This window comes from Arthrobacter monumenti (assembly GCF_054511255.1).
Genome location: NZ_JBTNCY010000002.1, coordinates 126,417 through 141,182 on the forward strand (window position 1 = coordinate 126,417; position 14,766 = coordinate 141,182).

The following is a 14,766-nucleotide window of genomic DNA, read 5'->3' on the forward strand; positions in this document are numbered from 1 at the left end:
GCTGCGACCACGGTCTTGCTAGCCCCCTGGCTGGCTTGCAGGAGCCGCGAGAACGGTCCTGCGCGCCGAGGACGTTGGTTGCCACCACCGGTTTCGACGGTGAGCACCGTTCTCGGGCTCGGGTGGGAAATCCCAGGCGGCGCCTACACGACAGCAGCCATTACGACGGCGGTCCTCACCGGACCGCCGTCGTTCGTTGTTGGATGAACCTCCTCGTAGTTTCGCGATCGGGCGGGGCGCCGTCGTTGCGTTTACTCGGCGGGGCCGGCGCCGTCGTCGTTACGCCGGTTGGGCTGCAACGCTGGTAGCGGCACCAGCGCTGGCGGCCGTCCCGCGGAAGGTGCGGCGGTACGCCGCGGGACTCGTTCCCAACGCCCGGTGGAAATGATGTCGCAACAGGACCGCCTGGCCGAAGCCCGCTTCCCGGGCAACTTCGTCGATGCTCAACTGTGTCTCTTCCAGCAGCGCCTGGGCCCGGAGAATGCGCTGCGCGTTGACCCATGCGGCCGGAGTGGTGCCGGTTTCGGCCCGGAAGCGGCGCGCGAAGGTGCGGTCCGACATGTGCATCCGTGCCGCCAGTTCGGTAACCGAGAATTCCTTGTCCAGGTTCGCCGCCAGCCACACCAGTAACTCCTCCATCGTGTCACCGGTGTGCGCTGGAACCGGACGGTCAATGTACTGCGCCTGCCCGCCGTCGCGGTGCGGAGGAACCACCATGCCGCGTGCAATGGCGGTGGCGGCTTTAGCGCCGAATTCCCGCCGGATCAGGTGCAGGCAGGCATCAATTCCGGCCGCCGATCCCGCACTGGTAATGATGTTGCCGTCCTCGACGTAGAGAACGTTCTCGTCGACCCGGACCTTGGGATAGGTGGCCGCGAACTCGGGCGAGTGCATCCAATGCGTCGTGGCGCAGCGACCATCGAGCAGACCTGCTTCCGCCAGCGAGAACGATCCGGTGCATACGGAAAGCATGCTGGCACCCCGCGCCGCTGCAGCCTGCAGTTGTCCAATAACGACGGCGGGAAGTGGCGTGCGGCGATGCGGCGCCATGATGACGAGGTCGGCATCTGCTGCAGCGGATATGTCCTTGTCGACTTGAATCGAGAAATCCTTACCAGTCGGAACCAAGCCGGGCACGGGCGTGCAGATCCGGAAGTCGAACTTGGGAAGGCCGACGCCGAGTCCGGATCGGTCCTCTCCAAATACGTCACAGAGTATGCCGAACTCGAATGGAGAGAGCCCGGGAAGCACGATGACAGCTACTGATTTCAACATAAAACAAGTATGGCAGAAAATTAGCGAACATGGTCGTTTATGCCACTGTTTCTTTGATCGCGTCGGGCAGATGATCAATACATGGAAATCGAAGCCGGAACTTTTAGCTCCACCGGCCGGCATTGATTCCAGGTTTGATCCACTCCATCCACCCAGCTCCACTTCATTGAAGGAAAGCCATGTCACTGCTGTTAGTCCTCGCCGCAACCGTCGCCATCTTCGTCTACATTGGACGGTCCTCGACTCCCGCCAAGGACCGCCGCCCGATGGCCCGTTCACCGCGGGAGATCGTCCGCAACTTCTGGAAGGGCCTGGGCGTTGTCTCGGCTCCCAGCCCCGTGAACCAAGCGCTGGACGCTTTCGATAAGGAATGGCCTTTCCGCGCCAGGGGTACAGATTCCGCCGACGGCACGGCAGAGCCATCCAACCGCTCATCCCAGAGTCGTCTGGTCAATTTCTAGACGACGACGGCAAGTCACCAGAAAGGCACGGCTATGCTGCCGTTACACCCGGATCATATGCTGAAGATGTTCCACACTGAGCAAAAGGAACTGCTGCTCGTGGTCGGGCGCCGTCCGCTTTACGGGACGCCCGCGAAGCTGAACGGAGCCCGCACCCAGAAGATCTCCGGAGCCCGAATCACGAAGGGCAACGGAGTCCACACTATGAAGCGGACCCTGTTGGCCGCACGTCGGATCCTTCCCAGGTCTGTTCCGCCCGGACATTCAGCCGGACCGGAATGCTGCACTCCCTGAGCAGGAACTGCATCTGAACCGCGGGCCATCCTTCCCCGCGAACTTTCACAGGTTGGGGGAGGATGGCCTTCCTGCGTCATTCTTGAGAGCGGTCAGCCTTACGAGCGGTCAGCGGGAACCGTGACAATGCTCTGCGGACGGTTGGGCACGGCAATCGTATACTTCTCATAGCTGCGCAGGTCCACGACCGTGATTCCGTTCCAGTAGCCGGCGCGGGTGTAGCCGCCGGAGAGCAGCACCTTCTCCCGGCCGGTGGTCGGATCAGTCCAGAACGTGACGGTCTCGTGCAGCCGGTCCAGCGGGATGATTTCCTCCTCACCGGTGGCCACTTTCCTGAGAGTGAGGTTTGGCCCGCCGGTGGCATTGCCGAACGAGCCGGTGCCGATGACAGCCAGGGTGGATCCATTAGGACTGAGTCCCGTTCCATGCTGATGCGAGTTGGCGCTCATGTCCTTGATCCTGATGTTGCCGGACTCGGGATCCAGAACGGCCAGTGCCAGCCCTTGGTACGGCAGCAGAATCTTTCCGTCCTTCCGCATGGCGGCATAGTGCGGCTTCTCCCACGAACCGAGTCCGCCTTCGGTGCCGAACGGCGCGACTTCAATCCGCCGGGCAGTCATCGCGGTGGTGTCGACTACGTGCACCGTAAACGAGTCGTGGTCGATGGTGTAGACGTCGGAGCCGTCGTCGGAGATCAGGATGTCGAAGGGCCGCAAGCCGACGTCGACGCTGTCCACGACCTGCTCCGAGTCCAGGTCGATTTTCTCCAGAACGGAGTTTCCGCCTGCCACGACGACGGCGACGTAGACGTACTTGCCGCCAGGCCCGACGGCGATGCCGGTTCCGCCGTTCCGGTATTCGCCGAAACTGATGGTGCCAGCAGGGTGGCTGTAGGGAATAAGTGCGGTCCGTCGTCGTTCTTCCAGATCCACTACCGCAACACCTTCGGCCGTGGAAACGAACGCTCGCCGCGTCGGTGCGTGAACCGTGACGTCCCACGGCGCCGTTCCCACCGTGATTTCATCGACAACAGGGCGGGCGCGGTTCCCGGGATCAACCACGGCCAGGGCGTTGCTGGACGCCTCCGTGGCCAGGACGAGTTCGCGCTTTCCGGCAGGATCGCCGGCATTCTTCCGCGGCGAAGTGGAGGTGCCCGACGACGAAGCTTCAGCGGGGTTGGATACCAGCGGTCGGGGTGCGGACTCCGGGGCGTTCGACGACGACTGGCCGGGTTCGGTTGCACCGCCGGATGGTGCCGCTTCCGTGGCGGATACCGTCGATGCCGGTCGGTTTTCCGGCGCCGTGCAGGAAACGAGACTTGCGAGCGGAAGCAGGGCCAACAGCGTCAGGACCGCCGGCTTCCGGAGAGATTGCATGAGGAAAATTATAGAAGGATACCTACGCCAGAATGTCCCGCGAGGTAAACCGCCCGTATGCGAGCGCTCCGAAAACAACGACGTAGCCGGCCTGCAAAAGTGCGTTGGAGCCGAACGAGGACCACTCGATTGGCTGCCGGAGCAGATCGGCGAAACCGAACCAATGCTGACTCAGCAACCACGGGTGGATCCATTCGAGCTGCGGAAGCTGGCCGAGCACCTGCGATATCACCGCGGCCACCACGGTTGCCGCCATCGCCCCTACCGGCACATCGGTCAACGTGGAAATGAACAGTCCGACGGCGCAGAGACCGAGCAGCGACAGTGTGACGTAGGCGCAGATCAGGAACGTGCGCAGCAGCGATTCGCCGACGTCGATCGTGTCGCCGGACAGCAGCGTCACCGGTCCAACGGGGAAAAGAGCGGCGCCGATGAGAGTACCGGTCACAGCGACGGCGAGCGTTCCGGACAGGCAGAAGGTGGCGGCCGCGGCATACTTCACGACCAGGAGCCTGGCCCGTCCCACCGGAGCCACCAGGAGGTAACGCAATGTGCCGGAACTGGCTTCACCGGCGATGGTGTCCCCGGCCACGACGCCGACGGTCAGCGGGAGGAAAAGGGGTATGGCGACCGTCAGCGCGGTGACCGACACAAACAACCCGTTCTGCGTGATCTGGTCGAGGAACGCCGGCCCACGCCCCGACGGCGGCCCGGACGTCAGCCGCACGGCAATCGCGATCAGGATGGGAATCGCGGCGAGCGCAAGCAACAGCGCCCAGGTTCGTCGTCGTCGGAAAAGCACGGAAAGTTCCGACGCCATAAACACCCAACCGGATGCCGGTCGAACGGTCGATGTCCCGGCCGGGCTGCTCATCTGATCACTGGACAACGTCGAATCCTTCACCGGTCAGGGCCACGAAGAGGTCTTCCAACCCGGCCTGCTCAACGGAGAATCCATTGAGGCGCACGCCTGCCGAGACGAGAGCGGTGGCGATCCCGTCCGGTGGAAAGTCTGCGGGGAGCGGGACGCTGATCCGTGGACTGCCATCGTGATAGTCGTGGTGATCGTCCAACTGACCTTCAGCAATAAGTCCGACGCCGGCGAGGACCTGGTGCGCCAGTTCGACGTCGGGGGTCAGCACCTGCAGGAGTTTCTGCCCGGCTCCGCGGACCTCGTCCAGAGTTCCTTGAGCCACGAGCCGGCCCGCGCGCAGGACGGCAACGTGCGAGCAGATCTGCTCCACTTCGGCCAGCAGATGGCTGGAGACAAAAACGGTGGTGCCCTCCGCCGTCAACGAGCGTACGAGGTGGCGGACCTCCCGGGTGCCCTGCGGGTCCAGGCCATTGGTCGGTTCGTCCAGCACGATCAGTTCCCGATGCGTCAGCAGCGCGTTCGCGATGCCGAGCCGCTGCTTCATCCCCAGCGAGTAGGCGCCGACTTTCTTTCCCGCGGCGTGCGAGAGCCCGACGCGTTCCAGGGCTGTTTCCACCCGGGAACGGCGGGTCGATGGCGACACGAACCGGTCGGCGGCGTCGAGGCGGCGCAGGTTGGCCCGGCCGGACAGAAACGGATAAAACCCCGGACCTTCAACCAAGGCTCCCACCCGCGGCAGGACACTAGGCAGATGCCGCGGGATGGCCTGGCCGAGAACGTGGACTTCACCGGAGGTAGCCGCGGCGAGGCCGAGCAGTATCCGGATGGTGGTGGTTTTACCGGAACCGTTGGGACCCAGAAATCCGAACACGGATCCCCGCGGAACCGACAGGTCAATACCGTCGACCACTGTCTGCGCGCCAAACCGCTTGGTCAGTCGATGGGTTTGGACAACGGGATCCGCCACAGCAGGGCCAGCGGTGTGAGGGTCAGCGTCGCTCACTGTCCGGCAGCAACTGACTGCAGTCGTTCAGCCGGAACGGCTCCAACCAAGACGCGGCCGTCGTCGGTCAGCAGCACGTTCACGAGTTTGGTCTGCAGGAGCCGTCCGCCGTCAACCGGGGTGCTCAGCTGGTCGATCATTTCCCGGTCCATACTTTCCAGATCGCCGCGGCCCGGCAGCTCCAGCACAGCACTCCAGTCCGAGCCGATGACGGTGGGCTTTGCCTGGTCGTCCCAGTCCTGGCTGCCCATCTCAGGCTTCGCCGTTTGACCGCTGCCATCGTGTCGTTCGCCGCGGTCGTTCAGCATCTCGTGCTTGTCCGCCGAATGGTGCTTGTCCTGGACCTCCTTCACTGTCGCATTGGCAGGAGGCGTGAACTCAAACAATTCCGCGTCCGGAGCCTCCAGGGAAATATCGCTGAAGGCGACACTGAACGCCGGAGAGGTCTCCCCACGGGCCGTGACGCTGACTGCGAGCGGCAGCCCGGTTTCGCCGTCGACGGCGATCGAGATGGAACCGACGAGCGTTTCGGAAGTCCTCGGGGTGAGGAGCAGGTCATAGGCGGCGCGGCCGGCGACAATTTTGTCTGCGCCGACCGTTACCTCGGTGCTGGAATCGACCTTGCCGAGGAACTTTTCGGCAAGCTGGCCGGGTGTGGGAGCATCGCCGGGTATCGGATGCGATTGTTCGTCCGGTGCTTGTTGCCCCTCCAAGGAGCCCCGGTCATCCTGCATGTCCGCGTGCTTGTGGCTGGACGGGATGACCGCGTGCGTGGCCGTGTTCTCTTCGGAGTCGTAGTACCAGACGTCGTTGCCATTGCGGATCAGGTTGCGCTCGGCAAACCGGTCCTGCACCTGGATGCGGGCGTGCTCCGGCCCGTCAAGGAAGACACGTACGGTGTGGGATTCGGTGAGCATCTCCAGGGCGGCAGATTCCGGTGACATTTCCGAGGATCCATCCGGGGAACCTGAGTCCGACGTCGGCCCCTGCCCGCCGTTTGGTCCGGTCAGGGAGAGGTCGGGAAGCCCCATGTCGGACGTTTGTTCAATCGTGCCTGACAGCGCGTCAACGTCGTGCCCGCCAGCCAGCTCCAGCACTTGGGCAGGAGTTTTGTCGGGGAGGTCGACGGCGGCATTCGCGATGACCGGCCCGAGGGCCGGGCCGGCGAACGCAGCAGTGGCAACCGCTGCAACCGCGCCGACGGCGGGCGTCCACTTCTTCCATATCCGTGCCAAGAAAAACACTTCCTCGTTGCCGCCGGCATGCGCCGGGCATAACTATGGATTTGTCTGCAACGATACACCTGTTTCCTGACAGTTTGCCCCTCTATCCGCGCCGCTAAGAGCCCTTCAGCTGCGCCGCTGGAGGGGACTGCCCGCGCCTGCAAACTAAGGCGCAGGATTCCCCGTGAGGGCGCCGGCGATCTCCTCGGCGGAAAGCCTGCGTTCGCCGACGTAGTACAGTACGGAGCCTTCCGGCAATGGCGTCTTCCAGTCCGGGGTGAGTATCCCGCCGTCGTGCTGGACGGCCAAAACCGTAGTGGAGAAGCTGCGCCCCATGGCCGTCTGGACCTGTCCGAAGCCCACCTTTGCGAGCGCCGAAGGCAGCGGAGTGCTGTAGGTGTTGCGGCCGCCGTGGGACATCAGGTCGGCATAGATCACTGCGATGCCCGGGTCCTGCAGTTCTTCGGTGGCGAGCCGCGGCGAATGCCACTGCACACACCGGACGTCGTCGTCGACATAGGAGAAGTTTCGCGCGCGGCTCATATCGCGCAGAGTCACGACGGTGTGGGCGTCCGGATTTACGTGCGTCACCGCCACGGCGAGCGCGAGCGCCTCATTGTCGTCGCGTGCATCGATCAGCACCCGTGCCGCGCGGTGGACACCGGCCCGCCGCAGCACGTCCTCCTCGGTGAGATCGCCACGGACGAAGCCGACATCCGGATGTTCGGGCAGCGGATTCTGCGACACTTCCTCCCAGGCGCAAAGTGCAACCGGGTGGGTGCCGTCGGCTGCAATCTCCTGGATCAGGCGTTCGGTACGACCCGGGGTATAGCCGACGATCACCAGATGGTCCGACAGATCGAGTTCGAGTTGGCCCTTCATGCGCTGTCCTTTCGCGTTCTCGATCACCGTAGCGATCCTCGTAAAGATGGTGGTCAGCGTGACGATGCCGCCGACGATGACGTAGACGCCGACGAGGTGGCCGCCAAAAGTAGTGGGGAAGAAGTCGCCGTAGCCGACGGTGGACGCGGTGACCACGAACCACCACCAGTAGTTCTCCACGGAGGTGATGGCGTTTCCGGATGGTTCCGCCCAAATCATCAACGGCCAGCTGGTGAGGAAAACCGTGGCGATGATGGCAACCGGCAGCGCCCAGGTCCGTGCGCGGCCGAGACGGCGGACGAAGCGGGCAAGCACAAACGGCACGCGGTTTTCCTTCCTCGGGGGAATATCCAGTACGACCCTACGCTGTGCTTCCCCCAAATAGTGGCGTATCCACAGGCGAGGGCGCTGCTTCTGCCGCATCCCGCAAATGAATGGTTGACGCATTCCACCGATCCCTCTAGAATTTTCATAAAGCAAAAGATAAACTCCACAATGTGGAACTAACTGCTAAGTCGAATAAGGATGAACTGATGTCTTACACCGTGAACTGCTCCATACTCCTCACCGAGCTGCCCCTGTTGGAGCGCCCGGCTGCGGCCAAGGCGGCCGGCTTTGACGCCGTCGAGTTCTGGTGGCCCTTCCCGACGTCGACCCCCAGCGTCGATGAGATCGCCGCATTCGAAAAAGCCATCACCGACGCAGGCGTCCAGCTGACAGGGCTGAACTTCAATGCCGGCGACATGCCGGGTGGAGACCGCGGACTGGTGTCCTGGCCGGCCCGCAGCCAGGAGTTCCGTGACAATCTCGGCGTCGTCGCAGGAATCGGTGGACGTCTGGGCTGCAAGGGCTTCAATGCCCTGTATGGCAACCGCGTCGACGACTCCACCCCCGAGGAGCAGGACGCCATCGCCGTCGAAAATCTTGTCCTCGCTGCCGAAGCAGTGGCTCCGATCGGCGGAACCGTGCTGGTCGAACCCGTCAGCGGCGCCGAGCAGTACCCGCTGAAGACCGCCGCCGATGCGCTCGCCGTGATCGAGAAGGTCAAGGCCCGCGGCGTCACCAACATCAAGCTCCTCGCGGACTTCTTCCACCTCGCGGTCAATGGCGACGACGTTGCCGCGGTGATCGAGAACCACGCAGCCGACTTCGGACACATCCAGATTGCCGATGCTCCGGGCCGCGGAGAACCGGGCAGCGGCGAACTGCCGATCAGCGAGTGGATCGAAACCAGCCGCAGCCTCGGCTACACCGGCGTCGTCGGCCTCGAATACAAGGCTCCCGCCGACACCGCCTTCGACTGGGCCGCAGCCGGAGCCACCTCCAAGTAACCCAAACACATACTTCTTAAGGAACAGACATGACAAACGTTGCAGTTATCGGACTCGGAATCATGGGCCTGCCCATGGCGAAAAACCTCGTCAAGGCCGGCCACCAGGTCACCGGTTACAACCGGAGCCAGGAGAAGGTCGACAAGCTCGTCGCCGAAGGCGGCAAGGGCGCGGCCACCGTTGCCGAAGCGGTGAAGGATGCCGACGTCGTCATCACCATGGTCCCCGACTCGCCCGACGTCGAAGCGGTAGTGACCGGCGACGACGGCGTTTTCGCCAACGCCCGCGAAGGCGCCCTCTGGATCGACTTCTCCACCATCCGCCCGGACGTGGCCGTCCAGCTCGCAGAGTCTGCCCGCAAGGCCGGTCTCAAGCCGCTCGACGCTCCGGTTTCCGGTGGCGAAGCCGGTGCCATCGACGGCGTGCTGTCCATAATGGTCGGCGGTGAACCGGCCGACTTCGACTCCGCGTCCGAGGTATTCGACGCGGTCGGCAAGACCATTGTGCATGTGGGCCCGGCCGGTTCCGGCCAGACCGTCAAGGCAGCCAACCAGCTCATCGTCGCAGCCAACATCCAGGCACTGAGCGAGGCCGTCGTCTTCCTCGAGGCCTACGGCGTCGACACCGCCGCGGCGCTCAAGGTGCTCGGCGGGGGACTGGCCGGCTCCAAGGTGCTGGACCAGAAGGGCCAGAAGATGCTGGACCGCTCCTTCGAGCCAGGGTTCCGGCTGAAGCTGCACCACAAGGACCTGAATATCGTCACCTCCGCCGCCCGCGAAGCCGGCGTCACCATCCCGCTCGGCGCCGTCGTCGCCCAGCTGGTCGGTTCGATGGTCAACCAGGGCGACGGCGACCTCGACCACTCCGGTCTCTTCAAGCTCGTCGAGCAGCTTTCCGGCCGCGACAACGACTAAGCATTCCAGCTCGATTCAAAAACTTTCACTTTCAAGGAGAATCCCATGCCGAAGATGCGTGCTGTTGACGCAGCAGTTGCCATTCTGGAAAAGGAGGGCGCCACCCAGGCTTTCGGCCTGCCCGGCGCCGCCATCAACCCCTTCTACTCGGCCATGCGCGCCCACGGCGGGATCCGCCACGTGCTCGCCCGCCACGTCGAAGGCGCCTCACACATGGCCGAGGGTTACACCCGGGCCAAGGCCGGGAACATCGGTATCTGCATCGGCACCTCCGGGCCTGCCGGCACGGATATGATCACCGGGCTGTACTCCGCCTGGGCGGACTCGATCCCGATCCTGTGCATCACCGGCCAGGCACCGGTGGCCAAACTGCACAAGGAAGACTTCCAGGCTGTGGACATCACCTCGATCGCCAAGCCGGTGACCAAGATGGCGATGACTGTCCTCGAAGCCGCTCAGGTTCCGGGTGCCTTCCAGAAGGCGTTCTACGAGATGCGCACGGGACGTCCCGGACCGGTTTTGATCGACCTGCCGATCGACGTTCAGCAGACCGAGATCGAATTCGATCCTGATTCCTACGAGCCGCTGCAGGTTTCCAAGCCCGCCGCGACGCGCAAGCAGCTCGAGAAGGCACTCGACATGCTGACCGCGGCCGAGCGCCCGCTGATCGTCGCCGGTGGCGGCATCATCAACGCCGACGCGTCGGACCAGCTGGTCGAGCTCGCGGAGCTGCTGAACATCCCGGTGATTCCGACCCTTATGGGCTGGGGCACCATTCCGGACGACCACCCGCTGATGGCCGGCATGGTCGGACTGCAGACCTCACACCGCTACGGCAACGCCACCATGCTCGAATCCGACTTCGTGATCGGCATTGGCAACCGCTGGGCCAACCGCCACACCGGCGCCGTCGACGTCTACACCAAGGGCCGCAAGTTCGTTCACATCGACATCGAGCCCACGCAGATCGGCCGCGTGTTCGCCCCGGACTTCGGCATAGTGTCCGACGCCGGTGCGGCCTTGACCGGGCTGGTTGAACTGGCGCGGGAGCGCAAGAACAGCAAGGGCCTGCCGGACTGGAAGAGCTGGGCTGCGGATTGCGCACACCGCAAGTCGACGATGCAGCGCAAGACCAACTTCGACAACGTTCCGATCAAGCCGCAGCGCGTGTACCAGGAGATGAACGAGGCCTTCGGCCGGGACACCCGGTACGTCTCCACCATTGGCCTGTCGCAGATCGCCGGAGCGCAGTTCCTGCATGTCTACAACCCGCGCAACTGGATCAACTGCGGCCAGGCCGGACCCTTGGGCTGGACCGCACCCGCTGCCCTCGGCGTCGTCCGAGCTGATCCGGAGGCTTCCGTCGTCGCGCTGTCCGGTGACTACGACTTCCAGTTCATGATCGAGGAACTGGCCGTCGGAGCGCAGTTCAACCTGCCGTACATCCACGTCGTCGTCAACAACTCCTACCTGGGCCTGATCCGTCAGGCTCAGCGCGGATTCGACATGGATTACCACGTGTCGCTGGACTTCGAGAACGTGAACTCGCCGGATCTGGAGGGCTACGGCGTGGACCACGTCAAGGTCGCCGAAGGACTGGGCTGCAAGGCCATTCGGGTCCGCGAGGCAGATGACCTGCAGGCGGCGTTCGAGAAGGCCCGCGGCCTGATGGCCGAGTACAAGGTACCCGTCGTCGTCGAGGTCATCCTGGAACGCATCACCAACATCTCGATGGGTGCTGCCGGGATCGACGCGATCAACGAGTTCGAGGACCTGGCGGTCTCCGCTGACGACGCGCCCACCGCGATCTCCGCACTGGCGTAAGCGGACCACCATGCGCGTCGTTATCGCTCCGGACAAGTTCAAGGGTTCGCTCTCTGCACCGCAGGTCGCGGACTGCCTTGAAGCCGGACTGCTCGCGGTCGATCCAGGGATCACCGTGGACAAGGCGCCAATGGCAGACGGCGGCGAAGGTACCCTGGATGCCGCCGTCGCCGCGGGTTTCACGCTCCATGAAGTAACTGTCGCCGGACCGACCGGGCAGCCGTTGCAGGCTCCCGTCGCGGTCCGTGGCAGGGAGGCCGTCGTCGAAATGGCGGTGGCCTCCGGGCTGGCGGTGCTCCCGGGAGGAATCCTGCGGGCACGCGATGCCACCAGCCTGGGCACCGGACAGCTGATCCGGTACTGCCTCGACGCCGGTTGCGACCGGATCGTCCTGGGCGTGGGCGGCAGTGCCAGCACCGACGGCGGTGCGGGACTGCTGACAGGGCTCGGCGCCATCATGCTCGACGCCGATGGCCGCGAATTGCCGCACGGCGGCGCGGCACTGGCATCGCTGGCCCGGATAGATCTTTCCGGGCTGGACCGGCGGCTGGCGGACGTGGAGGTCACGCTGGCTGCCGACGTCGACAATCCGTTACTGGGAGCCAACGGAGCCGCGGCGGTGTTCGGTCCGCAAAAGGGCGCCACCGCGGATGATGTCGCCGGGCTCGACGCCGCCCTCGCCCAGTTCGCCAGGGTCCTCGCACGTGGCACCGGGCCGTTGGCGGTCGAACTCCTGAGCGCACCCGGAGCGGGCGCCGCCGGGGGAGTCGGCTACGCGGCCATGACGGTGCTGAACGCACAGCGGCGGGCGGGGATCGACGTCGTACTGGGGTTGACCGGTCTCGCCGCCAAGCTGCAGGGCGCGGATCTGGTGATCACCGGTGAAGGAAGCCTGGACGAACAGAGCCTCGGCGGCAAGACGCCACTAGGGGTGGCGCAGGCCGCGGCAGCAGCCGGCGTTCCCGTGATGGCCGTTTGCGGACGGACACCGCTGAGTCCGGCGCGGCTTGAGGCGGCCGGGTTTGAACGCACTTTCGCGCTGACCGATATGCAGCCGGACGTGCGAAAATGCATGTCAGAGGCTGCAGGGCTGCTGGAGCAGGTGGGGCGGGAAATCGGCGCCGTGCTGGCTGGCAAGCCGAAGCGGGCATGGCTGGGCAAGGTTTGGCCCGGCAAGACCTTGGCGGGCAGGCCGTGACTGGACGACCCGCAACCGGAGCCGGCCTGACAATGACTGCAGGCACACATTGAAATTAGAAGGATGTATCTCATGAGCACGACTGAAACGACCGCCCGCGGCAACGACGCAGCGCAGACGGCGGGACAGCAGGAATCCGCGAACGGCGCCGAAACGCGCTTCGACCTGGTGATCCGCGGCGAAAAGATCCTCACAGCAGACGGAACCGGCGCCTGGGAGGTGGGAATCCGCGACGGCGTAATCGCCTCGCTGGAACCGCTCGGCAGCAACCTGCAGGGCCTCGAAGTCATCGAGCTTGCACCGGATGAGACGCTCATTCCCGGCCTGGTCGACAGCCACGTGCACGTGAACGAACCCGGCCGCACCGAATGGGAAGGTTTCGCCTCCGCCACCCGCGCCGCCGCGGCAGGTGGCGTCACCACCATCATCGATATGCCGCTGAACAGCATCCCGCCGACCGTCAACCGGGACGCGCTTCAGGTCAAGCGCAGCGTCGCGAAGGACCAGGCATTCGTCGACGTCGGATTCTGGGGGGGCGCGGTGCCGGGCAATACTGGCGACCTGCGCGAACTGCACGATGACGGCGTCTTCGGCTTCAAGTGCTTCCTCCTGCACTCGGGCGTGGACGAGTTCCCGGCGTTGGAAGCGGACGAGATGGAAACCGACATGGCCGAGTTGAAGCAGTTCGACTCGCTGATGATCGTCCATGCCGAGGACGCGCACACCATCGAGACGGCGCCGCAGGAGTTCAGCAACGAGTACTCCTCATTCCTCGCCTCCCGGCCCCGCGACGCCGAGAACCTGGCCATCGCCGAGGTGATCGAGCGGGCCCGCCGCACCGGTGCCCGCGCGCACGTGCTGCACCTGTCGTCGTCGGACGCTCTGCCACAGATTGCCGCAGCGAAGGCCGACGGCGTCCGGCTCACCGTCGAAACCTGTCCGCACTACCTGACGCTCACGGCGGAGGATGTCCCGCAGGGGTCCACCGCGCACAAGTGCTGCCCGCCGATCCGCGAAGGTGCCAACCGCGAACTGTTGTGGCAAGGCCTGCAGGATGGGATTATCGACTGCATCGTCTCGGACCACTCGCCCAGCACCGTGGATCTGAAGAACCTCGAGACCGGCGACTTTGGCACCGCATGGGGAGGCGTGTCGTCACTGCAGCTGGGCCTGTCGCTGATCTGGACCGACGCGCGCGAACGCGGAATCCCGCTGGAGCAGGTTGTTGAGTGGATGTCGGCCCGGCCCGCCGCGCTGGCGCAGCTGGAGCGGAAGGGGCGGCTCGCCGTCGGAAATGACGCCGACCTGGCTGTCCTCGCCGCCGACGATTCGTTTGTGGTCGATGTGAAGAAGCTGCACCACAAGAACGCCATCAGCCCCTACGCCGGACGGACCCTCGCCGGCGTCGTGCGCCGCACCTTCCTGCGCGGCCAGGAAGTTGACGGGCAGACTCCCTCCGGACAGCTGATCCGCCGCGGCGAAAACTAAGCGCGGCGTGCCTCACGCGCACCGCGGATCAGCCCCTAAGCCGCCGGTCAGCCCACTGGACCCACCTGACTGGCGGCCGAGGGGCTGACTTGGGACGAACCCAGGCTGGAAAAGTCTGGCCTGGGTTCGTCCGGTTCTGATGGTTTTTTCTCAGCTAACCCCGAGTGCTGCTTTGAGCTTCGCGACATGGCCCTTGGCGTCAACGCCGTACTCAGCCAGCTGCACCTTGCCGTCCGGATCAATGACGACCGTAGAGCGGATAATGCCCGTGACGGTCTTGCCGTTCAGTTCCTTCTCGCCATAGGCGCCCCAGGCGGTCGCCACGGCGTTATCGGCGTCCGAAAGCAGCGGAAACGTCAGCCCGTGGTTGCTGCTGAACGCTGCCAGTTCGTCCGGCGAATCCGGTGAGATGCCGACAACGTTGTAGCCGGAAGCCTGGATTGAGGCAAGGTTGTCGCGGAAGTCGCATGCTTCGGTGGTGCAGCCAGGAGTCTCCGCCTTGGGGTAGAAGTAGACCACGACATTGCGGCCGCGGAACTCATTCAAGCTCACGGGTTCACCGTAGGCGTCCGGCAACGTGAACGGTGAAGGTTCGCTTCCAGGGGTCAAGCGTGCATTCATGA

The 14,766-nt window shown here is 64.5% G+C and carries 13 protein-coding genes; 6 read left to right on the forward strand and 7 right to left on the reverse strand.

Translation table 11 applies throughout. The features are described 5' to 3' along the window. Positions 1 to 279: 279 nt before the first annotated feature. The gene (locus ACX80B_RS03470; RefSeq protein ID WP_459293104.1) at positions 280 to 1,275 is read right to left on the reverse strand and encodes a GlxA family transcriptional regulator; all 996 of its coding nucleotides are present in this window, start codon (positions 1,273 to 1,275) and stop codon (positions 280 to 282) included. A gap of 179 nt (positions 1,276 to 1,454) precedes the next feature. Here ACX80B_RS03470 and ACX80B_RS03475 point away from each other — a divergent pair, with 179 nt between their 5' ends. Next, positions 1,455 to 1,736, forward strand: a complete 282-nt coding sequence (locus ACX80B_RS03475) for a hypothetical protein (RefSeq protein WP_459293106.1) — start codon at positions 1,455 to 1,457, stop codon at positions 1,734 to 1,736. 392 nt (positions 1,737 to 2,128) lie between these two features. Here the strand turns inward: ACX80B_RS03475 and ACX80B_RS03480 are convergent, their stop codons facing one another. From ACX80B_RS03480 to ACX80B_RS03500, 5 genes are all read right to left on the reverse strand, one after another. Continuing rightward, the gene (locus ACX80B_RS03480) at positions 2,129 to 3,406 is read right to left on the reverse strand and encodes a YncE family protein (RefSeq protein ID WP_459293108.1); all 1,278 of its coding nucleotides are present in this window, start codon (positions 3,404 to 3,406) and stop codon (positions 2,129 to 2,131) included. Between the two features lie 22 nt (positions 3,407 to 3,428). Next, on the reverse strand, positions 3,429 to 4,280 hold the full coding sequence (locus ACX80B_RS03485; protein WP_459293543.1) for an ABC transporter permease: 852 nt from the start codon (positions 4,278 to 4,280) through the stop codon (positions 3,429 to 3,431). Between the two features lie 4 nt (positions 4,281 to 4,284). After that, positions 4,285 to 5,247 (reverse strand): ABC transporter ATP-binding protein, encoded by a 963-nt coding sequence (locus ACX80B_RS03490; protein ID WP_459293110.1) that lies wholly within the window; start codon positions 5,245 to 5,247, stop codon positions 4,285 to 4,287. A 32-nt stretch (positions 5,248 to 5,279) separates the two neighbouring features. Next, positions 5,280 to 6,518, reverse strand: coding sequence for a LolA family protein (locus ACX80B_RS03495; protein ID WP_459293112.1), 1,239 nt, complete (start codon positions 6,516 to 6,518; stop codon positions 5,280 to 5,282). 153 nt (positions 6,519 to 6,671) lie between these two features. Next, positions 6,672 to 7,712, reverse strand: coding sequence for an ion channel (locus tag ACX80B_RS03500; protein WP_459293114.1), 1,041 nt, complete (start codon positions 7,710 to 7,712; stop codon positions 6,672 to 6,674). Positions 7,713 to 7,921: 209 nt separating this feature from the next. Here ACX80B_RS03500 and ACX80B_RS03505 point away from each other — a divergent pair, with 209 nt between their 5' ends. The 5 genes from ACX80B_RS03505 to allB all read left to right on the forward strand — a co-directional run bounded on the left by ACX80B_RS03505 (position 7,922) and on the right by allB (position 14,143). Then, positions 7,922 to 8,719 carry a hydroxypyruvate isomerase family protein gene (locus ACX80B_RS03505; protein WP_459293545.1) on the forward strand — a complete coding sequence of 266 codons (798 nt, stop codon included), beginning with the start codon at positions 7,922 to 7,924 and terminating at the stop codon, positions 8,717 to 8,719. Positions 8,720 to 8,748: 29 nt separating this feature from the next. Further along, positions 8,749 to 9,633: a 2-hydroxy-3-oxopropionate reductase gene (locus ACX80B_RS03510; protein ID WP_459293116.1), complete on the forward strand. Its 885-nt coding sequence runs from the start codon at positions 8,749 to 8,751 to the stop codon at positions 9,631 to 9,633. Between the two features lie 45 nt (positions 9,634 to 9,678). Continuing rightward, a complete protein-coding gene (gene gcl / locus ACX80B_RS03515; protein ID WP_459293119.1) occupies positions 9,679 to 11,457 on the forward strand; it encodes a glyoxylate carboligase in 1,779 nt (592 codons plus the stop codon). A gap of 10 nt (positions 11,458 to 11,467) precedes the next feature. Further along, complete coding sequence (locus ACX80B_RS03520) at positions 11,468 to 12,655, forward strand: glycerate kinase (RefSeq protein WP_459293121.1); 1,188 nt, start codon at positions 11,468 to 11,470, stop codon at positions 12,653 to 12,655. 72 nt (positions 12,656 to 12,727) lie between these two features. Continuing rightward, complete coding sequence (gene allB / locus ACX80B_RS03525; RefSeq protein ID WP_459293123.1) at positions 12,728 to 14,143, forward strand: allantoinase AllB; 1,416 nt, start codon at positions 12,728 to 12,730, stop codon at positions 14,141 to 14,143. Positions 14,144 to 14,293: 150 nt separating this feature from the next. Here the strand turns inward: allB and ACX80B_RS03530 are convergent, their stop codons facing one another. Beyond that, a complete protein-coding gene (locus tag ACX80B_RS03530) occupies positions 14,294 to 14,764 on the reverse strand; it encodes a peroxiredoxin (RefSeq protein WP_459293125.1) in 471 nt (156 codons plus the stop codon). Between the last annotated feature and the right edge of the window lie 2 nt (positions 14,765 to 14,766).